Origin of the sequence: Nocardioides cavernae (genome assembly GCF_013410035.1) — a bacterium.
Lineage (GTDB): Bacteria > Actinomycetota > Actinomycetes > Propionibacteriales > Nocardioidaceae > Nocardioides > Nocardioides cavernae_A.
In genome coordinates, this window is the sequence record NZ_JACCBW010000005.1 from 208,227 (window position 1) to 231,963 (window position 23,737).

The 23,737-nt window shown below is 71.3% G+C and carries 13 protein-coding genes; 10 read left to right on the forward strand and 3 right to left on the reverse strand.

Annotated elements, in window-relative coordinates:
• Nucleotides 1–4: 4 nt before the first annotated feature.
• Nucleotides 5–1,453, reverse strand: a complete 1,449-nt coding sequence (locus tag F4692_RS19115) for a cytochrome ubiquinol oxidase subunit I (protein WP_179621324.1) — start codon at nucleotides 1,451–1,453, stop codon at nucleotides 5–7.
• A 109-nt stretch (nucleotides 1,454–1,562) separates the two neighbouring features.
• Here F4692_RS19115 and F4692_RS19120 point away from each other — a divergent pair, with 109 nt between their 5' ends.
• Together F4692_RS19120 and F4692_RS19125 are read left to right on the forward strand one after the other, a co-directional pair.
• Entirely contained in the window at nucleotides 1,563–1,925 is a 363-nt protein-coding gene (locus F4692_RS19120; RefSeq protein ID WP_179621325.1) for a BlaI/MecI/CopY family transcriptional regulator, read from the forward strand.
• Between the two features lie 12 nt (nucleotides 1,926–1,937).
• Nucleotides 1,938–2,804, forward strand: a complete 867-nt coding sequence (locus F4692_RS19125; RefSeq protein ID WP_218858782.1) for a M56 family metallopeptidase — start codon at nucleotides 1,938–1,940, stop codon at nucleotides 2,802–2,804.
• A gap of 72 nt (nucleotides 2,805–2,876) precedes the next feature.
• Here F4692_RS19125 and F4692_RS21405 read toward each other — a convergent pair whose 3' ends face one another.
• Entirely contained in the window at nucleotides 2,877–6,311 is a 3,435-nt protein-coding gene (locus tag F4692_RS21405; protein WP_179621326.1) for a M4 family metallopeptidase, read from the reverse strand.
• 197 nt (nucleotides 6,312–6,508) lie between these two features.
• Between F4692_RS21405 and F4692_RS19135 the strand changes: the two genes are divergently transcribed.
• From F4692_RS19135 to F4692_RS19160, 6 genes are all read left to right on the forward strand, one after another.
• On the forward strand, nucleotides 6,509–9,160 hold the full coding sequence (locus tag F4692_RS19135) for an FtsK/SpoIIIE family DNA translocase (protein WP_179621327.1): 2,652 nt from the start codon (nucleotides 6,509–6,511) through the stop codon (nucleotides 9,158–9,160).
• A complete protein-coding gene (locus F4692_RS19140) occupies nucleotides 9,160–10,857 on the forward strand; it encodes a helix-turn-helix domain-containing protein (protein ID WP_179621328.1) in 1,698 nt (565 codons plus the stop codon). Before F4692_RS19135 ends, F4692_RS19140 begins: the two co-directional genes overlap by 1 nt.
• 132 nt (nucleotides 10,858–10,989) lie before the next feature.
• On the forward strand, nucleotides 10,990–12,438 hold the full coding sequence (gene rimO, locus F4692_RS19145; protein WP_218858802.1) for a 30S ribosomal protein S12 methylthiotransferase RimO: 1,449 nt from the start codon (nucleotides 10,990–10,992) through the stop codon (nucleotides 12,436–12,438).
• A complete protein-coding gene (gene pgsA / locus F4692_RS19150) occupies nucleotides 12,435–13,055 on the forward strand; it encodes a CDP-diacylglycerol--glycerol-3-phosphate 3-phosphatidyltransferase (protein WP_179621330.1) in 621 nt (206 codons plus the stop codon). The genes rimO and pgsA overlap by 4 nt, the downstream gene beginning before the upstream one ends.
• Before the next feature lie 153 nt (nucleotides 13,056–13,208).
• The gene (locus F4692_RS19155; RefSeq protein WP_257030056.1) at nucleotides 13,209–18,542 is read left to right on the forward strand and encodes an ExeM/NucH family extracellular endonuclease; all 5,334 of its coding nucleotides are present in this window, start codon (nucleotides 13,209–13,211) and stop codon (nucleotides 18,540–18,542) included.
• A gap of 138 nt (nucleotides 18,543–18,680) precedes the next feature.
• Nucleotides 18,681–21,026, forward strand: coding sequence for a bifunctional metallophosphatase/5'-nucleotidase (locus F4692_RS19160; protein WP_179621332.1), 2,346 nt, complete (start codon nucleotides 18,681–18,683; stop codon nucleotides 21,024–21,026).
• A gap of 45 nt (nucleotides 21,027–21,071) precedes the next feature.
• Here the strand turns inward: F4692_RS19160 and F4692_RS19165 are convergent, their stop codons facing one another.
• Nucleotides 21,072–22,838 carry a glycoside hydrolase family 15 protein gene (locus F4692_RS19165; protein WP_179621333.1) on the reverse strand — a complete coding sequence of 589 codons (1,767 nt, stop codon included), beginning with the start codon at nucleotides 22,836–22,838 and terminating at the stop codon, nucleotides 21,072–21,074.
• Nucleotides 22,839–22,856: 18 nt separating this feature from the next.
• Between F4692_RS19165 and F4692_RS19170 the strand changes: the two genes are divergently transcribed.
• On the forward strand, nucleotides 22,857–23,375 hold the full coding sequence (locus F4692_RS19170; protein ID WP_179621334.1) for a CinA family protein: 519 nt from the start codon (nucleotides 22,857–22,859) through the stop codon (nucleotides 23,373–23,375).
• 56 nt (nucleotides 23,376–23,431) lie between these two features.
• Entirely contained in the window at nucleotides 23,432–23,728 is a 297-nt protein-coding gene (locus F4692_RS19175) for a helix-turn-helix domain-containing protein (protein WP_179621358.1), read from the forward strand.
• Nucleotides 23,729–23,737 lie beyond the last annotated feature (9 nt).

Sequence of the window (23,737 nt, forward strand, 5' to 3'; positions counted from 1 at the left end):
GGCGTCAGTAGGCGAAGGTCAGCGGCTGGTCCTCGTCGGCGCCGCCGACGCCGACGTCGGGCGGCTCGACGAAGGGGGCCGCGCCCTTGTTGACGTACGTGACGAGGAGCTTGACCTCGACCACGGCGAGCACGGCGTAGAGCGAGGTCAGGACGACGAGCGAGGTCGCCGCCTCGAACACCGAGACACCGGGGGAGACGGCCGACTCGGTGGTCATCAGGCCGAACACGACCCACGGCTGGCGGCCCATCTCGGTGAAGATCCAGCCCCACGACGAGGCCAGCGTCGTGGCGATCGGGAGGCTGAGGCCGAGGACGCCGAGCCAGCGGACGCCTGGCGTACGCCCCCCGCGGGTCAGCCAGAGGATCAGCGCGGCGCCGGCCGCGGCGAACATGCCCAGGCCCATCATGAAGCGGAAGGACCAGTAGGTGACGGGGATGACGGGGGTGTAGTCGCCGCTCTCGGTCCACGTCGTCGACGTGGGGTCCTGGCCGTACTCCTCGACGTACTGCTCGCGCAGCGGGTTGATCCCCTCCACGGTCCCGTCGAACGACCCGGTGCCGAGGAAGGACAGCAGGCACGGCACGGTGAGGGCGAACTTCTCGTGCTGCCCGTCGGGGGTGCCGATCGTGAGCACGGAGAACGGCGCGCAGCCCTCGCTGGTCTCGTAGAGGCCCTCCGCGGCCGCCATCTTCATCGGCTGCACCTCGGTCATGACCTTGCCCTGCAGGTCGCCGGTCACCGCGACGCCGATGCCCGCGAGCAGCGTGATGACCGCGCCGATGCGGATCGCACGGTGGTACATCGGGCGGTCGTCCGCGTGCGTGCGCTTCATGTAGAGGTAGGCGGAGACGCCGAGCAGGAAGGTGCCGGCGGTCATGTACGCCGCGAAGATGACGTGCGGGAACGTCACCACCTGGACCTTGTTGAACATCACGGCCCAGAAGTCGGTCAGCTCGGCGCGGCCCGACTCGGGGTTGAAGCGGTGGCCGACCGGGTGCTGCATCCACGAGTTGGCCGCGAGGATGAACCACGAGGACGCCAGCGTCCCGAGGTGGACGAGCCACATGCACGCGGCGTGGAGGCCGCGGGGGAGCTTGTCCCAGCCGAAGATCCAGAGGCCGAGGAAGGTCGACTCGAGGAAGAAGGCGAGCAGTCCCTCGATGGCCAGCGGGGCACCGAACACGTCGCCGACGAAGCGGGAGTAGTCCGACCAGTTCATCCCGAACTGGAACTCCTGCACGATGCCGGTGACCACGCCGATGGCGAAGTTGATCAGGAAGAGCTTGGCGAAGAACTTCGTCAGCCGCAGGTAGTCCTGGTTGCCGGTGCGCAGCCATGCCGTCTCGAGCCCGGCGATGACGGCCGTGAGGCCGATGGTGAGGGGCACGAAGAGGAAGTGGTAGACGGTGATGATCCCGAACTGCCAGCGAGCGATGTCGAGGACTTCCATGGGCACCCCTTGTCGGGTCGGCGCCGGCGGCGCGCGTTGTTACTACATATCGTAGTAGATACTACGCCGTGTCGTAATTCCGGGGACAGGGCCCCTAGACTCCGGTTCCATGAGTCCAAGGTCCCGGATGGGAGAGCTCGAGCAGGCCGTGCTCGAGGCGCTGTGGAGCCTCGACCGCGCAGCGTCGGGTCGCGAGGTGCACGAGAGGCTCGACGGTCGCGACCTCGCCTACACCACCGTCATGACCGTGCTGGACCGCCTGGCCCGCAAGGGGGTCCTCGACCGCGAGCGCGACGGCCGTGCCTTCCGCTACGTCCCGCGCCGGACGCGGGCGGCCATGACGGCCGAGCTGATGCACGAGGCCCTCCAGGGCACGGGCGCGGACCGCGACCAGGCCCTGGTCTCCTTCGTCGGGGAGGCGAGCGCCGAGGACCTGGCGGCCCTGCGACGGGCCCTCGACGAGCTCGCCTGACGGGCCCGTCCCGTGCTCACCCCCGTCGTCCTCGGGGCACTGGCGGTCCTCCTCGCCGGGCCGCTGCCGTGGCTGCTGTCGCGGTGGACCGACCTGAGGCGTACGCCCGCCGCGGCGATGCTGCTCTGGCAGAGCACCGCGCTGGCCGCCGTGCTGGCCGCGTTGGGTGCGGGGCTGTCGCTCGCGACCGATCGGCTGTGGGCGCCGCCGGTGGCGCCGGCCGACGTCGTCGTCGCGGCACTGGCGGGCGCGGTCACCGCCGTCGTGCTGGCGCGGCTCCTGCTCAGCGGGCACCGCACCGGCACGGCGCTGCGCCGGCTGCGGCGCCGTCACCGCGAGCGCGTCGACCTGGTGGCGCGGGTCTCGGGGGGAGTGTCCGTGCTGGAGCACGACCTGCCCGTGGCGTACTGCGTCCCGGGCATGACCGGGTCGCGCATCGTCGTCTCCCGGTCGACGGTGCGGAGCCTGGCGCCCGCAGAGCTTGAGGCCGTGCTCGAGCACGAGCGCTCGCACCTGCGCGCCCGGCACGACCTCGTGCTGGAGGCGTTCGCCGCGCTCCACCTGGCGTTCCCGCGGTGGGTCGCGAGCGAGGCGGCGCGGCGGGAGGTCGAGGTGCTGGTCGAGGTCCTCGCCGACCGCGCCGCCTGCCGCTCCGGCGACCGACGCGCACTCCTGGGCGCCCTGCTCGCCCTCGCCGGGTCTCCCGCGCCGGCCGGCTCGCTCGGCTCGGCCGGATCGGCACTGGCGGCGCGCGTCGAGGTGCTGCGCGACACCCGGCCGCACCGGGTGCAGGCGGCGGCCGTCGTCGCGCTGGCGGCCACGATCCTCGCGGTGCCGACCCTGCTGGTCGTGCTGCCCTGGCTGGCCGGTCTCGCCTGAGCAGCCAGAGAGCCCCGACGGATCGCTCCGCCGGGGCCCTCGTGGGTGGTGCTCCTGCTGCCGTGCGTCAGGTCAGCGACGCACGACCTTGAACGTCAGCTTGTCCCTGCTCGTGCCGACGGTGTCGGACCCGAGGTACTTCGCGACGAGCTTGTGGCTGCCGACCTTGAGGTTCTTCTTCACCTTCAGGACCAGGCGGCCGTCGTCCAGCCGGGCGGTGCCGACCTTGGTGCCGTCGATCCTGACCTCGACCTTGCCGGTCGGGGTGGTGCCGTCGGCCTCGACCTTCACGACCACCCGGAAGTCCTGCTTGTGGCGGGGCTTCTCGGGCTTCACCTTCGCGGTGGTGGTCGACTCGGCCTTGCCCGGCAGCGGTGCCGCCTTGACCGTCGCGGTGAACGTCGCCGACGACTTCGCCAGCGTGCCGTCGCCCGAGAAGGTCGCGGTGAGCTTGTTGGCACCGACCGGCAGGTCCGCCGGCAGGGCGACCGAGGCCTTGCCACCGGCGAGGGTGGCCGAGCCGAGGGTCTTGCCGGCGGCGTCGGTCACGGTGACCGTGCCCTCGGGCGCGCCGCCGACCGAGCCGTCGCGGGCGACGGTGACCTCGGCGGTCGACGCCGTGCCGAAGGTGGACGGCTCGGGCTGGTGCACCGCCGTCGTCCGGGTGACGAGCTTGCAGTCGACGATCTTCACGTTGTCGACGTACCAGCCCTCGTTGCCGCCACAGCCGTCCCGACCGATGTCGAAGCGGACCTGGACCGTGTCGTTGGGCTTGGCGCCAGCTGCGGCGAGGTCGACCTGCGACTGGCCCCAGCTGCCCTTGGTCTGGCCACCGTCGGTGCCCGTGAAGCCGGGCTGGCCGGCGAGCGGGTTGGTGTTGGTGGCCGGACCGGTGAGGGTGGTCGGCGCGTTGTAGAGGAACGCCGCCGCCGGGACGGCCGTGAACGGACCACCGTTGATGCTCATCTTCACGTTGCCGCCGTCGTAGCCGATCTCGGTGGCGACGTAGTGCTCGAAGGTGAGCTTGGCCGAGCGCAGGCTGGCGGGCAGCTGCACGACCGGACCCGTGATGGAGTCGCGGCTCGAGAAGTCACCGGCGCCGTTGACGCACTGACCCTCGTCCGGAGCCGGTCCGAAGGCCACCTTGCTCGGGTGGGCCGCACCGGTGCCCGCAGGAGCCGACGCGACGGACTGCCACGGCTCGTTGATGCCGCCGGCGAAGACGACCTCCTTGCTCGCTGCCCAGCCGGTCAGGCCGTCCTCGAAGTCCTCGCTCCACAGGACGTCCTCGGTGAAGCCGTCGCCACAGGTGGCGGGGGCGTCCTTGGCGAGGAGCGCCTTGAAGTCACACTTCACGGGCTCGGTGCGCATCTCGGTCGCAGCCGTGGCGGCCTGGACCGAGGCGCAGTCACCGGCGGCGATCGGCGTGGCCGACTCCGGCGTGGCGTTGGGCTCGGTCGTCAGCTTGTTGATCGGCGCGCCCACCAGGTCGACGCAGGACTGCTCGAAGGCGTTGGCCGCGTCGATGAAGTTGGACTGCGGGGTGAGGTACGCCGTCTGTGCGCGCCACCAGATGGCGGCGGCCTTGTCGAGGCCGAGCCCGGTGACCGTCTGGCCGTTGAACTCGCCACCGTCCACGACGAGGGCGTAGGCGTGGTTCGGCACGCCCGAGTTGCTGTGCACGCCGCCGGCGTCGGCGCCGGTCGGGTCGCACTTGTACTCGGCGTCGGTCACCTTGCCGGGGTCCCCGTAGCAGGTGGGGTTCCACATGTCGCGGATCGCGCCGCCGAAGGCGGTCGACTTCTCGCCCATCAGCCAGCGCGTGGTGTCCGGACGGGTGCTGACGTCCTCGGCGGTGACGGACACCGTGACGGGGTCGGCGGTGCTCTTGAACTTCGCGCCGTCGGCCTGCGAGACCATCACGCCGTAGAGCGCGGGGTCGCCGGTGAAGCCGGCCGGCGGGTCGACGTTGTTGTTGCCGATGACGATGCCGGTGGCGCCGGCGGCCTTGGCGTTGGCGACCTTCGTCGCGAACGGGCAGGTGCCGCGGTCGACGTAGGCCCACCTGGTGGCGACGGCGGCGGCGTTGGAGAACGCCGAGCAGCCGTCGGTGGTGGAGGGGCCGTCGGCGTTGGCGGCGTCGGTGGCCCGGACGACCTGTGCGGTGGTCGCGGTCGTGGTGAACGGCTTGGCGCCGGTCGCGGCGACCGCGACGCACGGGCCGGCGAGGTTGGCCGGAGCGGTGATCGCCATGTCGAGGCCCGGGGGAGCGGTGACGTCGCAGTCGCCGACCTCGCGCTTCGTCGTGTACTCCTCGTCCTCGTCCTCGCGGCCGTTGATCAGGTCGAGCGTCTCGCCCCAGACGTCGGAGTAGGACTCGTTGAGCGCGCCGGACTGGTACTGGTAGATCAGGCCCGAGGTGTACTCGGTGTAGGCGTGGCCCCACTCGTGCGAGACGACGTCGTCAGAGGTGACGCCGTTGCAGTAGTTGGTGGTGACGCCGTTCCAGTTGGCGTTGGGGCAGCTGATGCGCGGGTCGTTGTTGACCGTGCGCATGATCGCGCCGTTGCCGTCGTAGGAGTCGCGGCCGAAGGTGTTCTCGAACATCCAGTAGGACTCGCCGGCGGAGTTGACGAGGTTCTGCTGGTCGGCGTTGAGGCCGCCGGGGAACGCGTCGCCCTCCTTCCACACGCGGGTCAGGACCGGGGCCTGGGCGGTGCCGGTGGCCTCGTAGAGCTCGCGGCTCAGCGCGTCGTGGACGAGCGACCACCGGTTGAGCGCCTTGCCGGTCTGCGCGTCGATGAAGACGACGTCGCGCACGTTCTTCTCGTTGGTGACCTCGGTCTTCCAGGCCAGGACGGCGTCGCCGGCCTCACCGCGGGTCGCGCCCATGCGGTAGACGACCAGCTCGGTGCCCTGCGGCGCGATGCCGGTCAGGTCGGCGGTCTCACCGTCGTGGGCCGGCGGGTCCTCGCGGACCAGGCCGACGGCGCGCTTGCCCGCGTCGCCGGCACCGATGCGCGGGTCGACGGACAGCGACAGGTCGGGAGCGGCGTAGCCGTTGACGGCGGTCAGGTCGCCCTGCTCGTCGACCTGCGCGCGCAGCATCGAGCCGAAGACGTCGACGCCCCGGTAGGACTGCGTGTAGGTGACCGTCCAGCCGGCCGCGGACTTCGTCACGCCGGAGCGGACGAGCTCGCCCGGCCGCGCGCCGAAGTTGGTGGCGTAGCGGTCGAGGTAGGCGTCGACCTTGTCCCTGGCCGCCGCGAGGGAGTCGCCCTCGACGCCCGGCAGGAGGTCGCCCTCGCCCTTGACGCGGATGAAGCCGACCTTCCTGGTCGCCTCCTCGCGCGTCACGGCGACGGTGCCGTCGGCCCGGTCGGCCATGGCGGCGACGCCGTTGGTGTCGGCCTGTGCGGCCGGTGCTGCCTGCACCCCGATCGTGGGCAGGGCGGCGAGCCCGGCCCCCACGACCGCGAGCGCAAGGCCCCTGTTGAGGAGCTTCACTCTCTATCCTCCGATTCCGAGACGCACCCGGAACCCAAGTCGCCCGAGTGATCCGGCTCACCATAAGTAGGACGTCCGACTTTTGGGAAGGGAGGCGGCCCGACGTCCTTCCTCAACACCTCGTCAAGGCGGGTGCGGCGGCGACACGCACGTGTGTGGTCCCTGTGACTGGTGGGACGTGGCCGTAGGGTCGGACCATGGCGACCCGTACGTCTTCCCCGCCGGGGTCGCGGAGCTCGAGCACGTCTGGAACCAAGCGCACCACCAAGGGTTCGAGCACCCGATCACGGAGTACCAGCAAGCGCCCCGCCCCGCGCTCCACCGCAGCGAAGGGCCGGAGCCGGTCCAGCGCGTCCAAGGGACGCCCGGCGCCCCGCGCGGTGCGCAACGGCCAGGGCCCTGTCGCGCGCACGTTCGGCGCGCTCGGACGGGGTGTCGCCGCCGTGTGGCTGGGCATCGCCCACTCCCTCGGCGCGGTCGCCCGGTCGATCGGGCAGTCCGCCCGTGACCTCGACCCCGAGCACCGCCGCGACGGGGTGGGGCTGTTCCTCTTCGGCCTTGCCATGGTCGTCGCCGCCGCCGTGTGGTGGCAGCTCCCCGGCGGGGTGATGGACTTCGCGCGGTCGGTGACCGCCGGTGCCGTCGGCAAGGTCGGCTGGTTCGTCCCGCTCTTCCTCGTGTACGCCGGCTGGCGCACCCTGCGCGACCCCGAGCGCAACGGCCCCGCGGGCCGCCAGGTGATCGGCTGGGCGGCCTTCGCCCTCGGCCTGCTCGGCATCGTGCACATCGCCAACGGCAACCCGCAGCCCGTCCTCGGCGACGCCACGAACCTCCAGGGCGCCGGTGGCGCCGTCGGCTACGTGACCTCGAGCCTGCTGCTCGACCTCATGCAGACGCCGTACGTCGTGGTGCCGCTGCTGGCGCTGCTGGCGAGCTTCGGCGTCCTCATCATCACCGCCACGCCCGTCTACCAGGTCCCGGCGCGGCTGGCCGCATTGCGCGACACCGCGCTGGGCCGTACGCCCGTCACGGACGAGGCCGAGGCCGACGAGACCACGAAGCCGGTGCGCACCCGCCGCCGCTCGATGCTCGACAACGACGTCGACCCGGAGATGGGCGACCCGGCCTACGACAGCCCCGTCCTGGCCGACCGCGAGCTGCGCAAGCGTCGCAGGAAGAAGGACGTCGAGCCGGTCGAGGACTACGGGATCGACCTGTTCGCCGACCCCACCGCCGACGCGACCGCCGACGCGACCGCCGACGCGCCGACCGAGGTCACCCCGGCGGTCGTCGGTGCCGGCAAGGACGACACCGGCACCCTCGAGCCGCCGCCGCACACCCCGCTGCCGGCGCGCGTCGAGCAGCTCGCCCTGTCGGGGGACATCACCTACTCGCTGCCGGAGAACTCCGCGCTCAAGCCCGGCTCGCCGCACAAGGCGCGCTCCAAGGCGAGCGACGCCGTGGTGGAGCGACTGATGCAGGTGATGGAGGAGTTCGGCATCGACGCCACCGTCACCGGCTACACCCGCGGCCCGACGGTGACCCGCTACGAGGTCGAGCTCGGTCCGGCCGTCAAGGTCGAGAAGGTCACGGCGCTGTCGAAGAACATCGCCTACGCCGTCGCCTCCGCCGACGTCCGCATCCTCAGCCCGATCCCCGGCAAGTCCGCGATCGGCATCGAGATCCCCAACCTCGACAAGGAGATCGTCTCCCTCGGCGACGTCCTGCGGTCCACCACCGCGCGCTCGGACCACCACCCGATGGTGGCCGGACTCGGCAAGGACGTGGAGGGCGGCTTCGTCGTGGCCAACATGGCCAAGATGCCGCACCTGCTCGTCGCCGGCGCCACCGGATCCGGCAAGTCGAGCTTCATCAACTCGCTGATCACCTCGATCCTCATGCGGGCCACGCCCGACGAGGTGCGGATGATCATGGTCGACCCCAAGCGGGTGGAGCTCAACGCCTACGAGGGCGTCCCGCACCTGATCACGCCGATCATCACGAACCCCAAGAAGGCCGCCGAGGCGCTGGCGTGGGTCGTGCGCGAGATGGACATGCGCTACGACGACCTGGCGAACTTCGGCTTCCGTCACATCGACGACTTCAACAAGGCCGTGCGGGCCGGGAAGGTCGAGGTGCCGCCCGGCAGCGAGCGCACGCTGACGCCGTACCCCTACCTGCTGGTCATCGTCGACGAGCTCGCCGACCTGATGATGGTCGCGCCGCGCGACGTCGAGGACTCGGTCGTGCGCATCACCCAGCTCGCGCGTGCCGCCGGCATCCACCTGGTGCTCGCCACGCAGCGGCCCTCGGTGGACGTGGTCACCGGCCTCATCAAGGCCAACGTGCCCTCGCGACTGGCCTTCGCCACGAGCTCGCTCGGCGACAGCCGCGTCATCCTCGACCAGCCCGGTGCGGAGAAGCTCGTCGGCCAGGGTGACGGCCTGTTCCTGCCGATGGGCGCCTCGAAGCCGGTCCGCGTCCAGGGGTCGTGGGTCACCGAGGCCGAGATCCACCAGGTCGTCAAGCACTGCAAGGACCAGCTCGAGCCGACCTACGTCGAGGACGTGACGGTCCCGCAGCAGTCCAAGAAGGACCTCGACGACGACATCGGCGACGACATGGAGCTCGTGGTGCAGGCCATCGAGCTCGTCGTCTCCACGCAGTTCGGCTCGACGTCGATGCTGCAGCGCAAGCTGCGCGTCGGCTTCGCCAAGGCCGGTCGACTGATGGACATCATGGAGAGCCGTGGTGTCGTCGGCCCGAGCGAGGGGTCCAAGGCGCGTGACGTCCTGGTCAAGCCGGACGAGCTCGACTCAGTGATCGCAACGTTGGAGGGGGGAGCCTGATGAGCACGGTCCTTGACGAGAACGACGTCGCCGGCACGTGGGACGAGGAGACCGCGGGGACTGCCCCCGCGGCCGTCCCCGACCACGTGGAGGTGCGCCGCCACGCCGGCGTCGCCGCCGGCGTGGGCCTGACCGCCTCCGCGGTCGCGATCGCCTACCTCGGCCGGGCGGCCCAGACCGGCTCGGCCCTCGACTGGGCCTTCGTGGTCGCGATGGGCCTGCTCGGTGCGTACTGGCTGTACGGCCTCGTCGACGCGCGCACGCCGCTGCTCGTCGCCGACGCGCAGGGGCTGCGGATCCGGCTCGGCCGCACCTGGCGCGGGCTGCCGTGGACGGCCGTCCACCACGTCGAGCACACTCCCCGCCGCGGCCTGCTGCGCGACGGTCGCCTGGTCGTCGTCCCGCACAACCTCGAGCTGATCGAGGCCGAGCTCACCGGGGCCGGCAAGCGGCACACCTCGTTGTCCCGGCTGCTCCACGGCGCCCCGCTGGCCGTGCCGCTCGGCCTCTCGACGCGCGTCGTGGGTGCCGACGGGGACCTGTCCGAGGCGTTGGCGCGGGTGGCCCGCGACGCCAGCCAGATCGTGGTGCTCGAGCCGGCGGTGCCCGTCGAGGACACCGTCGTCGAGGACACCGTCGTCGAGGACACCGTCGTCGAGGACGCGCCCGTCGAGGACGCCGTCGAGGGCTCGTCCGCGCGGGAGGCGGTGGCCGAGGACGAGGTCGTGACCCCGGTGGTCGCGAGCCCCACCCCGGCTGCGCTGCGCGAGACCGGTGCCGCGCGGCGATCGGAGGTCCGCCGCGACTTCGTCGCGGCCGACGCCGACGACGACGAGCCGCAGGGCCGTGAGCTCAGCCGTCCCGGCCGGGTCAGCCTGGTCGAGGAGACCCAGTCGTGGGGTGACCGCGTCCGCGCGATCGCCCGACCGGGGGAGCCCGTCGAGCCGTTGGTGCTCGACGACTTCGAGGTCGAGCCCGCCGAGGACCCGGTCATCGGCCCCGAGCTCGCCGCCGCCCGCACCCGACTCGGGCTCAGCGTCGACCAGCTCGCCGAGCGCACCCGGATCCGGCCGCACGTGATCGAGGCCGTCGAGGTCGACGACTTCGAGCCGTGCGGTGGCGACTTCTACGCCCGCGGCCACCTGCGCACCCTCGCGCGGGTGCTCGGCATCGACGTCGCGCCGCTGCTCGCGTCGTACGACGAGCGCTACGCCCACGCACCGATCAACCCGCGCCGCGTGTTCGAGGCCGAGCTCGCGACCGGCGCCAACGGCTCGATCCGCGGCACGCGCGGCGGTCCCAACTGGTCCGTCCTCGTCGCCGTGGTCATGGCGCTCGTGCTGGCATGGTCGATCGCGCGCCTGGTGATGGACGCGCCTCCCGAGCTGCGCAACCAGACGCCCGTGCTCAACGGCTCCGGCGGTCCCCAGGGTGCGGGCAACGCGCCGCTCGCCGACGCCGTGCCCGTGGTGGTCAGCGCCGCGAACGGCGGGGCGAAGGTCGTCGTCCGCGATGCGTCCGGCGAGATCCTCTTCAAGGGCGGCCTGGCGGTCGGCGAGACCAAGGAGCTCAAGGCGTCGCCGCCCGTCCGGGTCCAGTCGACGGACGGGGCGGTCACGGTGTCGCTCGCGGGCGGCGGGGCGCGGGCCGTGGGGGAGCCGGGCGTCGCCGGCCAGGGCACCTTCGTCGCCGACTGACAGCGGACGTCGCGGGACCCGCAGCCCGTGGTGGTGAGAGGCCTCACCGCGACGGCGTTGTGGGTCCGCGACCGATGGACGGGCATACTCACGACTGCGATGACGACTCAGACCACGACCCCCGAGACCCCGCTGAACGTCGCTGTGGTGACGCTCGGTTGCGCACGCAACGAGGTCGACTCCGAGGAGCTGGCCGGCCGGCTCGAGGCCGGGGGCTTCGTGCTCGTCGCGGACCCGGAGGACGCCGACACGGTCGTGGTCAACACGTGCGGCTTCGTCGAGGCGGCCAAGAAGGACTCCGTCGACACGCTGCTGGAGGCGGCCGACCTCAAGGAGTCGGCCGGCCACGGCGGCAAGGCACAGGCCGTGGTGGCCGTGGGCTGCCTGGCCGAGCGCTACGGCAAGGACCTCGCGGAGTCGCTTCCCGAGGCCGACGCGGTCCTCGGCTTCGACGACTACCCCGACATCGCCTCCAAGCTGCGCGCCATCGTGGGCGGCGAGACGCACCACCCGCACACCCCGTCCGACCGCCGCCGGCTGCTGCCGATCTCCCCGGTCGAGCGCGACGCCTCCGCGATCTCCGTGCCCGGTCACGACGTACGTGCCGACACCAGCGAGATCGGCAGCGGGGCGCCCGCGACGGGTCCCCGCGCCGTACGCCGTCGCCTGGACGCCGGCCCGATGGCCCCGCTCAAGCTGGCCAGCGGCTGCGACCGGCGGTGCTCGTTCTGCGCCATCCCCGCCTTCCGCGGCTCCTTCGTCAGCCGCCGCCCGAGCGACGTGCTGCAGGAGGGCCAGTGGCTCGCGACGCAGGGCGTCAAGGAGCTCTTCCTCGTCAGTGAGAACTCGACCTCCTACGGCAAGGACCTCGGCGACCTCCGGCTCCTCGAGACGCTGCTGCCCGAGCTGTCCGGCATCGACGGCATCGATCGGGTCCGCGTGTCCTACCTCCAGCCCGCCGAGACGCGCCCCGGCCTGATCGAGGCCATCGCCTCGACGCCGGGCGTCGTGCCCTACTTCGACCTCTCCTTCCAGCACGCCAGTGCCGGCGTGCTGCGCCGGATGCGTCGCTTCGGCGACCCGGACAGCTTCCTCGGCCTCCTCGACACCATCCGCACGCTGGCGCCGCTGGCGGGCGTACGGTCCAACGTCATCGTCGGCTTCCCGGGCGAGACCGACGAGGACCTCCGGGTGCTGTGCGACTTCCTCGAGGCCGCGCGGATGGACGTCACCGGTGTCTTCGGCTACTCCGACGAGGACGGCACCGAGGCGGCCGGCTTCGACGACGCCCTCAAGCTCGACGAGGACGAGATCCGCGCCCGCACCGAGCACGTCACCGCCCTCGTCGAGGAGCTCAACGCCCAGCGGGCCGAGGAGCGCATCGGCGAGGAGGTCGTGGTGCTCGTGGAGTCGGTCGACGACGGCGTCGCGGAGGGACGTGCCGCCCACCAGGGTCCGGAGGTGGACGGCACGACGCAGGTGGCAGACGTGCAGGGCGCGCGGGTGGGCGACCTGCTCACCGCGGTCGTCACCGGCACGGACGGGGTGGACCTGATCGCGCACGTGGACGGAGTCGCATGACCACCGACCAGCAGGTCTCCAACTGGAACATCGCCAACGTGCTCACGGTGCTCCGCATCGTGATGGTGCCGCTCTTCGGCTGGGCGCTCCTGCACGACGGCGGTGAGTCGGCGACGTGGCGGTGGGTCGCGTTCGCGATCTTCGCGGTCGCGATGATCACCGACAAGGTCGACGGCGACCTCGCCCGCAAGCACGGCCTCATCACCGACTTCGGCAAGATCGCCGACCCGATCGCCGACAAGGCGATCACGGGCATGGCGTTCATCGGCCTCTCGATCGTCGGCGACATCTGGTGGTGGGTGACGATCGTGGTGCTGCTGCGCGAGTGGGGCGTGACCCTCCTGCGCCTGTCCGTGCTCAAGACCGTCGTGATCCCCGCCGCGCAGAGCGGGAAGATCAAGACGGTGCTCCAGGCCTTCGCCCTCGCGGGCCTCCTGTGGCCCCTCCCGCACGGCGACGCGCACGGCGGGGCCTTCGACTTCTGGCCCGGGCCGCTGGGCGAGGTGCTGTTCTACGTCAGCCAGGCGATGCTCGCCGTGGCGGTCGTGATGACGATGTGGTCGGGCTGGGAGTTCGTCCGCGAGGTGCGCAAGCAGCGCGCCACGCACCCCGCCTGAACCCTCCGAGTGGGCCACGTCACATCGCGACGAAGACGATCGTGAACTTTTGGCAACGATCGCAGGAAAAGGTGCGGTTGCCAGGGGTGAATCCGGGAGTTCGTGGGTCAAGATGCGGTGCACATCACCCGCACACCTACATCCGGAGTAAACATGCGCTCACCCGCGCTCCCCTCGCCGCGCCATGTCGCGGCAGGAGCCGGTCTGGCCCTCTTGGCGGCCGGACTCACCCCCTTCGCAGCTTCCGCGAACCCCGAAGGCACCGACCTCGTCATCAGTGAGGTGTTCGGAGGCGGCGGCAACAGCGGTGCCCCTTTCAAGAACGACTTCATCGAGCTGCAGAACCCGACGGCCAACGAGGTCGACCTGGCGCAGTACGGGATCGTCTACCTCGCGGCCAACGGCAACCCCGGTGGCTCCCACGGCCTCACGGGCACCATCGCGCCCGGTGGCAAGTTCCTCATCCAGGAGGGCGCCGGCGCCGGCGCGGGTGTGGCCCTGCCGACCCCCGACGCCACCTACACCCTCGGGCTCGGGGCGACGAACGGCACCGTCAAGCTGACGAAGGGGGGCGCGGACGTCGACGTCGTCGGATTCGGCAGCGCCACCGTCCGCGAGGGAACGGCAGCAGGCGCGCTCTCGAACTCGACCGCTGCGTCGCGCAACGCTGCGGGCGCCGACACCGACAACAACTCGGTCGACTTCACCGTCGGCACGCCGGTCCCGGAGAACTCCGGTCCGTCGACCCCGGCCGGCCTCGAGGCCACCTCGCCGGGCAACAAGACCGGCCAGGTCGGCTCGCCGATCGCGACCTTCACGCTCGCCGCAAGCGGCGGGACCGCGCCGTACACCTGGTCGGTGACCGGCCTCCCCGCGGGCGTCGAGGCGACGACCGCGGGTGTCGTCTCCGGCACCCCGACGGCGACCGGGACGTTCAACGTCACGGCCACCGCGACCGACTCCGCCACCCCGGCCGCCAGCGACGAGGTGGGCTTCACGTTCACCATCAGCCCGGCAGCGGCGCTCGTCCCGATCGCGCAGATCCAGGGCACCGGTGCGACCACCCCGGTCAGCGGGCAGGGCGTCAAGACGCGCGGCGTCGTGACCGCCTCCTACCCGACCGGCGGCCTCAACGGCTTCTACATCCAGACCCCGGGCGCCGACACGCCCGACGCGTCCGACGCCGTCTTCGTGTGGGGCGGCACCAACGGCTTCACCACCTACCCCGCGATCGGCGACTCCGTCGAGGTCACGGGCGTGGCCGGTGAGAACGGTGGCCAGACCCAGATCAACGCCACCCTGGGCTCGGTCACCGCGATCGCCTCGCTGGGCGAGGTGACCCCGAAGACCACGATCCCCGGCACCACCTGCGCGCTCCCGGGGGCCACGTGCGAGACCGTGGCCGCCCTGGCGTCCGCACGCGAGGCCATGGAGGGTGAGCTCCTCGAGCCCACCGCCGACTTCACCGTGACCGACGTCTACGACGGCAGCCCGTTCTGGCCCGGGAACACCACGTCGCCGGCCATGTACGGCGAGATCGGCCTCGCCGCCGGCTCCGACCAGCCGCTGGTCACCCCGACCGAGCTCTACGACGCGCAGACCGAGGCGACGCTCATCGCCCAGCGCACGGCGTACAACAACGCCCGCCGCATCGTCCTCGACGACGGCTCGAGCCTCAACTACGCCGTGACCGCGAGCAACACCGACCAGCCGTTCCCGTGGCTGACCGCGGACCACGCGGTGCGCGTGGGTGCCGCCGTCACGTTCCCGGAGCCGGTCGTCTTCACGGAGGGCTTCAGCACCTGGCGCCTCCTGCCCACCACGCGCGTGGTCGGCAAGCCGACGGCCTCGCAGCCCCAGGTCGAGCAGACCCGCGCGGACAACCTGGCCCCCCAGGACGTCGGCGGTGACATCAAGCTGGCCACGTTCAACGTCCTGAACTTCTTCCCGACCACCGGCGAGGAGTTCGTGGGCTCGGGCGGCACCTGCAGCTGGTACACCGACCGGCAGGGCAACCGCATCACGGTCGACTCGTGCAACCCCAACGGCCCGCGCGGCGCCGCCAACCAGGCGAGCCTGGAGCGGCAGCAGGCCAAGATCGTCGCAGCCATCAACGGCTCCGGGGCGCACATCGTCTCGCTCGAGGAGCTCGAGAACTCGGCGAAGTTCGGCAAGGACCGCGACTTCGCGATCGGCAAGCTCGTCGACGCGCTCAACGTGGGCAACGCCGGGAAGTGGGCCTACGCCCCCTCGCCGACCGGCGCGGACCTCCCGCCGCTGGCCGACGAGGACGTCATCCGCACCGGCTTCATCTACCAGCCCGCCGCCGTGGCCCTCGTGGGCACCTCGAAGATCCTGGTCGGCAGCGCGGCGTTCGGCAACGCACGCGAGCCGCTCGCCCAGGCCTTCAAGCAGGTCGGCACGGACGACGCCGACGCCTTCGCCGTCGTCGTCAACCACTTCAAGTCCAAGGGTTCGGGCACCAACGACGGCACCGGGCAGGGCAACGCCAACCCGGACCGCGTCGCGCAGGCCAACGCCCTGGTGACCTTCGCCGACGCCTTCAAGACCGCGCGTGGGATCTCGCGGGTCTTCCTCGCCGGCGACTTCAACGCCTACACCCACGAGGACCCGATCCAGGTCCTCAACGACGCCGGGTACACCAACCTGGAGTCCGACACCGAGGGCGAGGAGAGCTACAACTTCGACGGCATGATCGGCTCGCTCGACCACGTCCTGGCCAACGACGAGGCCCTGGCCGACGTCGAGGGCGTCGACATCTGGGACATCAACGCCAGCGAGTCCGTCTACTACGAGTACAGCCGGTTCAACTCGAACGCGACCAACCTCTACGCCGCCACGCCGTTCAAGTCCTCCGACCACAACCCGGAGATCATCGGCATCAACACGGCGGCCGCACCGGCCGGACCGGTCGAGGTCCAGGTGCTCGGCACCAACGACTTCCACGGACGACTGCTCAACAACACCGGGTCCCCGTTCCCGAACGACGCTGGTGCGGCGGTCCTCGCGGGCGCGGTGAAGCAGCTGCGCGGCGAGAAGCCCAACACCGTGTTCGCCGCGGCGGGCGACCTGATCGGTGCCTCCACGTTCGAGTCGTTCATCCAGAAGGACGTCCCGACCATCGATGCCCTCAACGAGGCCGGCCTGGAGGTGTCGGCGGTGGGCAACCACGAGTTCGACGCCGGCTACTCCGACCTGGTCGACCGCGTCATCCCGCTCGCGGACTGGACGTACCTCGGCGCCAACGTGAAGAAGCCGGGTGCGCCCGCCGACGACCTCCTCGAGTCCACCTGGGTCAAGGAGATGGACGGCGTGCAGGTCGGCTTCATCGGTGCCGTCACCGAGCACCTCGACGAGCTGGTCTCCCCGGCCGGCATCGAGGGCGTGGAGATCGAGGACGTCGTCGCCGCCACCAACCGCGAGGCGAACGCCCTCAAGGCCGCCGGTGTCGACGTCATCGTGCTGCTCGTGCACGAGGGTGCCCCCAGCACCTCGTGCGCGACCATGGACGACGACCCTGCCTCGGACTTCGGCTCGATCATCAACGGTGTCAACGACAACGTGGACGCCATCGTGTCGGGGCACACCCACCTCGCGTACAACTGCTCGTTCCCGGTGCCCGGCTGGACCGGCCGCCCCGTGACCGAGCGCCCGGTCGTCTCGGCCGGTCAGTACGGCACGCGCCTGAACCAGCTGCTGTTCGAGGTCGACGCCGCCACGGGTGAGGTGCAGGCCAAGACGCAGAACCTGCTCGACCTGGAGAGCGCCACCGGTGCCGCCCTCTACCCGGTGGACGCCGACACCAAGGCCATCGTGGACGCAGCGGTCGCCCAGGCAGAGACGCTCGGCAGCGTCGAGCTCGGCAAGATCGACGGCCCCTTCTACCGTGCCAAGCTCGCTGACGGCACGACGGAGAACCGCGGCAACGAGTCGACGCTCGGCAACCTGGTGGCCGAGGTCCAGAGGTGGGCCACCCCGGCCACCGTCGGGGGCGCGGAGATCGCGTTCATGAACCCCGGCGGCCTCCGTGCCGACATGGTGGGCAACGCGGGCGACTTCCCGCGCACCCTGACCTACCGGCAGGCAGCCAACGTCCAGTCCTTCGCCAACACGCTGGTGAACATGGACATGACCGGTGCCCAGATCAAGGCCGTGCTCGAGCAGCAGTGGCAGCCGGCCGGTGCGAGCCGACCCTTCCTGCGCCTCGGTGTCTCGGAGGGCTTCACCTACACCTACGACGCCACGAAGCCCGCGGGCTCGCGCATCACGGCGATGTGGCTCGACGGTGAGCCGGTCGGGCTGACCACGTCCTACTCGGTGACGGCGAACTCGTTCCTGGCGGGCGGTGGCGACAACTTCGGCGCCTTCAACCAGGCGATGGGCAAGCAGGACACCGGCAAGGTGGACCTCGCCGCGATGGTCGAGTACATGGACGAGTTCGCCAACGCGGCGGAGGGCGACGAGCCCCTCGCGGTCGACTACTCGCAGCGTGCGGTCAACGTGGCGTTCCCGGCGGGAGCGCCGGCGAGCTACGGATCGGGCGACACGATCGAGCTCTCGCTCTCCTCTCTCTCGATGAGCGGTCCCGGCGACGTGACCGACACCGAGCTCGAGGTGGCGCAGGGGGGCAAGGTCCTCGGCACCGCCACGGTCACCACCGCGGTGCAGGCATCCCTGCCGGGCTTCGACGAGACCGGCACCGCCGACGTCGAGGTCGAGGCGCCGACCTGCGTCACCGGGGACCTCCCGCTCACGCTGACCGGCAACAACACGGGCACCGTGGTGCGCGTGCCGGTGGAGCTGACGGGCCCGGAGTGCATCGCCACCATGGTCGCCGGCACCGACCTCACCCTCGAGGAGGGCTCGGCCGGTTCGATCGCCGTCTCGGTCACCCCCGCGACGGCCACCGGTGACGTCGTCCTCGGGCTGGGCCAGATGACCCTGGACGCCACGCTGGTCGACGGCAAGGCGACGATCCCGCTGGCGGCCGGTGCGCTGCCGGTGGGCGTGCACCCGCTCCGGCTCACCTATGTCGGGGACGACCTGCACGCCTCGTCGTCGAGCACGGTCACGGTCACGGTGAAGGCCAAGGCCGTCACCACGCCGCCGACCACGCCGCCGACCACGCCCCCGACCACGCCCCCGACCACGCCGCCGACCGCGCCCCCGGGCGTGCCGGACAAGGTGGACCCGACCCTCAAGCCCGTCGACGCCACGGGCACCGTGGGCGAGAAGGTCCGCTTCGTGATCAAGGTGAAGGCCGGTGACGAGAAGGCCAGCGGCTGGATCACGGTCAAGGTCAAGGGCGCCAAGAAGGCGTACCGGTTCAAGGTCAAGGACGGCAAGGCGGTCGTCAAGCTGCCGGCCTTCGCGCGTCCCGGCACCAAGAAGCTCGTGGTGCGCTACCTCGGCGACGACACCGTCAAGCGCGAGAAGACGGTGGTGAAGCTGAAGATCAGGCGCTGACCTGACACGTGCGGCCCGGTCGCCCCTTCGGGGTCGGCCGGGCCGTTCGTGCGTTCCTCCGCCCGTGGACGCGTCTGGCGCGAAAAAGTCCGGGTTAGGGTGACGCGACTCGCACGCACTCAACCGAAAGGCCACCTCGTGTCAGCAACCCGACCCGGCGGCAAGCTCGCGCTCGCCGCCACCCTGACGGGGCTCGTCGCAGCCCCGCTCGCCGTCATCGCGACGGCCGCGCCGGCCCAGTCAGCCGTCGTCCAGATCCAGATCCTCGGCACCAACGACTTCCACGGCCGTCTCCTGTCGAACACCAGCAACGGTGCCCAGGAGGCCGGTGCAGCCCAGTTCGCCGGAGCGGTGAAGCAGCTGGAGGCGGACTTCGACGGCCCGACCGTCTTCGCGGCCGCGGGCGACCTGATCGGTGCCTCGACCTTCGAGTCGTTCATCCAGCGCGACAAGCCCACCATCGACGCCCTCAACGCCGCCGGGCTCGACGTCTCGGCCGCGGGCAACCACGAGTTCGACGGCGGCTACGGGGACCTGGTCAACCGCGTGATGGCGGCTGCGGACGACACCACCAACGCCGAGGGCGGCGCGAACTGGCAGTACCTCGCGGCCAACGTCCGCAAGAAGTCCGACAACAGCTACGCACTCCCGGACGTCACCGCTCGCACGTCCGACGCCAACGACGCGTCGAACGGCGGCACGTGGTCCACGACCGTCGGCGGCGTCAAGGTCGGATTCGTCGGCGCCGTGACCGAGGACCTCCCGACCCTGGTGTCCCCGGCGGGAATCGCCGACGTCAAGGTCACGTCGATCGTCGACGAGGTGAAGGCCGGCGCCGCCGCCCTGAAGGCGGACGGCGCCGACGTCGTGGTGATGCTCGTCCACGAGGGCGCGGCGGCGAACACGGCGGACCCGTGCGCCGGCACGTCCGACGCCAGTGCGTTCGGCAAGATCGTGACCGGCGTGGGCTCGAGCGTCAGCGCCATCATCTCCGGCCACACCCACCAGAAGTACACCTGCCTCGTCGGCAGCGTCCCGGTCGTGTCAGCCGGGCAGTACGGCACCAACCTCAACCGGCTCCGGCTGACGGTGGACACCGACACCAACGCCGTCACCTTCGCACCGGGCGACATCGACGTCGTGCAGGCCAACCAGGTCTCGGTCACCGACCCGGACGCCGTGGCGACCAAGAACGCGGTCCAGGCGAGCGTCACCGCCGCCAGCGCCAAGGCCGAGGTCCTCGGCGCCCGTGAGCTCGGCAAGCTCGGCGGTCCGTTCAACCGCGCCAAGCTCGCCGACGGCACCACCGAGAACCGCGGCGGTGAGTCCACGCTCGGCAACCTCGTCGCCGAGGTGCAGCGCTGGGCGACGTCGACCCCGGAGGCCGGCGCCGCGCAGATCGCCTTCATGAACCCGGGTGGTCTCCGTCAGGACATGACCGGGACCAACGGCGCGCTGACCTACAAGCAGGCAGCCGTCGTGCAGCCGTTCGCCAACACGCTGGTCAACATGAAGATGACGGGCGCACAGATCAAGAACGCGCTCGAGCAGCAGTGGCAGCGCCGCGTCGACGGCACGGTCCCGTCGGTCAACTTCCTGCGTCTCGGTGTCTCGGAGGGCTTCTTCTCCACCTACGACCCGACGAAGCCCGAGGGCAGCCGCATCACGGGCATGTGGCTCAACGGCAAGGCCGTCGAGCCCGCCACGACCTACTCGGTCACGGTGAACTCGTTCCTCGCCGGCGGCGGTGACAACTTCCACGCCTTCAAGGACGCCAGCGCCAAGCGTGACACGGGCAAGTCCGACCTCCAGGCGATGGTCGACTACATGGCGGCCAAGGCCGCCACGACGCCGCTCCCGGTCAACAAGGCGCAGCGCCAGGTCGGTGTCTCCTGGCCGGCCGGTGCACCGCGCTTCTACCGTCTGGGCCAGGAGCTGAAGCTCAACCTGTCCTCGCTCGCGATGAGCACCGCGGCTGACGCCAAGGACGCCACCCTGGCCGTCAAGGTGGGCAACGCGGCGGTGGCGGCCACGCCGGTCGACAACACCATCGGCACCACGGCCAACGACGAGTCCGGCAGGAGCGCCGTCACCGTCGAGCTGAAGGGCAAGGTCCGCAAGGGCAAGCAGCTGCTGACCTTCACCGGCCCGACGACCGGCACGACGTTCTCGCTCCCGGTCGACATCCGCAAGGCCAAGGGCGAGGTGAAGGCGCGCGTCAGGCCGGGTCGCGTCGTCGCCGGCAAGACCCGCGCCCGGGTCAAGATCAAGGCCAGCGCCCTCGGGATCACGTCGGTGACCGGCAAGGTCGTCGTCAAGGTCGGCGGCAAGAAGTACACCGCCAAGCTCAAGAAGGGCAAGGCGATCGTCCGCCTCGCGAAGTTCTCCAAGGCGGGCAAGAAGCGCGTCGTGGTGAAGTACGCCGGCAGCCAGAAGGTCCGCACCAAGCAGACCGTCGTCAAGCTGAAGGTGCGTCGTCGCTGACGGCGTGACCGCATGACCGCTTGAGGCTCGCGGCCCTCGTCCTGCTCAGCGCAGGGCGAGGGCCGCTTGCACGAGCGCGAGGTGGCTGAAGGCCTGCGGGAAGTTGCCCGCCATCCGGCCGTGGTCGGCGTCGTACTCCTCCGACAGCAGCCCGACGTCGTTCGTCAGGCCGCACAGGCGGTCCATCAGCGCGCCTGCCTCGTCGCGCCGCCCGGCGGCCGCCAGGGCGGAGACGAGCCAGAAGGAGCAGGCCAGGAACGGGTGCTCGTCGCCGGAGAGGCCGTCCACCCCGGTCTCGGTGCGGTAGCGCAGCAGCAGGCCGTCGGCGTCGAGGTCCGCCATCACCGCGTCGATGGTGCCGAGCACGCGCGGGTCGTCGCCGGGCAGGAACCCCACCAGGGGGATGTTGAGCAGGGCGGCGTCCACCTCCGAGGTGTCGTAGTGCTGGGTGAAGGTGCCCCTCTCGACGTCGTAGCCCTTGTCGAGGATCTCCTCGCGCACCCGGTCGCGCAGGTCGCGCCACCGCTCGAGCGGCCCCTCGAGGCCGTGCTCCTCGATGGCCTTGACCCCGCGGTCGAAGGCGACCCACACCATCAGCCTTGAGTGGGTGAAGTGGCGTTGCGGCCCGCGGATCTCCCAGAGCCCGTTGTCCGGCTCGTCCCAGTGCTCGGCCAGCTCGTCGACGAGGGCACGCTGCAGCGACCACGAGTTCCGGGTCTCGGTGAGCCCGGCCTCGCGCGCCAGCTCGAGGGCGATCATGACCTCGCCGAGCACGTCGTTCTGCCGCTGCGACACCGCGCCGTTGCCGATGCGCACCGGCGTGCTGCCGGCGTACCCGGGCAGGTGCGGGAGCTCGAGCTCCGGCAGCTGCCGGCCGCCGTCGACGGTGTACATGATCTGCAGGTCCGCCGGGTCGCCGGCCACGGCACGCAGCAGCCAGCGACGCCACTCCAGCGCCTCCTCGTCGTAACCGGCGCCGAGGAGTGACTCGAGGGTGAGGGCGGCGTCGCGCAGCCAGCAGAAGCGGTAGTCCCAGTTGCGCTCGCCGCCGAAGTCCTCCGGCAACGACGTGGTCGGCGCCGCGACGATGCCGCCGGTCTCGGCGTGCGTCATGAGCAGCAGCGTCAGCAGGCTGCGGCGGACCTGGTCGGCGTGCGGGACGTCCTCGGGGGACCGGGCCGACCAGGCGCGCTGCTGGTCGGTGGTCGCGTCGATGCGCTCGTCGAACCCCATCGGCTCCGGCACGTCGCGCCACGACTGCACCCACGTCGTGGAGAACGTGAGCTCGTCGCCCTCGGACAGGTCGAACTCGTCGCTGTGGTGGCCCCCGTGGCCGTGCGGCAGGCGCGGGCCCCGGAGCACGAACTTGTCCGGACCGGCGACCGCGACCACGACCTCGTGGCCGTGGGCACGCTCCCTCGACACCCACGGGCGCACCCGCCCGTAGTCCGTGCGCACGACCCAGTCGTGCCGGATGCGCACGCTGCCGCGCGTGCAGGTGAGACGGCGCACGACGTCGGCGCGGCTGTCGTTGGTGGGCATCACGTCGAGCAGCACCACCTCGCCGGTCGACGTGGTGAACGTGGTCTCCAGCAGGGCGGTGCCGTCGACGTAGCGGCGACTCGTCGACACGACCTCGTCGGCAGGGGCGAGCAGCCAGCGGCCGTGCTCCTCCGTGCCGAGGAGGGCGGCGAAGCAGGCGGGGGAGTCGAACCTGGGCAGGCACAGCCAGTCGATCGATCCGTCCTTGCCGACCAGCGCGGCCGTGCCCCGGTCGCCGATGAGTGCGTAGTCCTCGATGGGGAGAGCCATGCGGCTAGTGTCGCCGACATGTGGTCACGGCAGCCGGACGCCGCGCGTCTGCTCGAGGTGCTCGCGGAGCGGGGCGAGACCGTCGCGACCGCCGAGTCGCTCACCGGAGGCATGCTCGCCTCGGCGCTGACCGACGTCGCCGGCGCGTCGCGCAGCTTCGTCGGGGGAGTCGTGTCCTACGCCACCCGGATCAAGGTGGAGGTGCTCGGGGTCCCGCCCGACGTGGTCGAGGCGCACGGCGTGGTCTCGCGCGAGTGCGCGGAGGCGATGGCCGCGGGCGTACGCGACCGGCTGGGCGCGACGTGGGGCCTGGCGACCACCGGCGTGGCCGGCCCCGACGAGCAGGACGGCCGCCCCGTCGGCACGGTCTGGGTCGCTGCGGCCGGGCCGTCGGCGGTCGAGGCACGACTCCTCGCGCTCGGTGGCGACCGCACGGCGATCCGCGAGGGCGCCTGCGCCGAGGTGCTCTCCCTGGTCGTGGGGATCCTCGTCCCGGAAGGCCAGGTTGTGCGGCGGGAAGAATGGGGCCTCGGGTAGCGTTGTGCCCACGACCTCCCCTCGCCAGCCACATGGACCAGAGTAAGGACGCGCGCATGGTGCTCTTCCGACGACTGCTCGGTGACGTGCTGCGCAGCGCGCGGATGCAGCGGGGGATGACCCTGCGTGAGCTCTCGGCGGAGGCGCGGGTGAGCCTCGGCTACATCTCGGAGATCGAGCGTGGGCAGAAGGAGGCGTCGTCGGAGCTGCTCGCCTCGCTGTGCCAGGCGATGGACCTGCCGCTGTCCGACGTGCTCCGCGAGGTCGCCGACGCCGTCGCCGTCGAGGAGCACGCCGCGACGCCGATCACCGTGGCCCGCCGCTCCGGCGACGTGGTCGCCTCCGCCGCCTGAGGCGCCCGG

Bases quoted from the DNA above. Each gene is read 5' to 3' on its own strand.
- F4692_RS19115 (WP_179621324.1), bottom strand. From the start codon at position 1,453: ATGGAAGTCCTCGACATCGCTCGCTGGCAGTTCGGGATCATCACCGTC.
- F4692_RS19120 (WP_179621325.1), top strand. From the start codon at position 1,563: ATGAGTCCAAGGTCCCGGATGGGAGAGCTCGAGCAGGCCGTGCTCGAG.
- F4692_RS19135 (WP_179621327.1), top strand. From the start codon at position 6,509: ATGGCGACCCGTACGTCTTCCCCGCCGGGGTCGCGGAGCTCGAGCACG.
- F4692_RS19140 (WP_179621328.1), top strand. From the start codon at position 9,160: ATGAGCACGGTCCTTGACGAGAACGACGTCGCCGGCACGTGGGACGAG.
- pgsA (WP_179621330.1), top strand. From the start codon at position 12,435: ATGACCACCGACCAGCAGGTCTCCAACTGGAACATCGCCAACGTGCTC.
- F4692_RS19155 (WP_257030056.1), top strand. From the start codon at position 13,209: ATGCGCTCACCCGCGCTCCCCTCGCCGCGCCATGTCGCGGCAGGAGCC.
- F4692_RS19165 (WP_179621333.1), bottom strand. From the start codon at position 22,838: ATGGCTCTCCCCATCGAGGACTACGCACTCATCGGCGACCGGGGCACG.
- F4692_RS19170 (WP_179621334.1), top strand. From the start codon at position 22,857: ATGTGGTCACGGCAGCCGGACGCCGCGCGTCTGCTCGAGGTGCTCGCG.
- F4692_RS19175 (WP_179621358.1), top strand. From the start codon at position 23,432: ATGGTGCTCTTCCGACGACTGCTCGGTGACGTGCTGCGCAGCGCGCGG.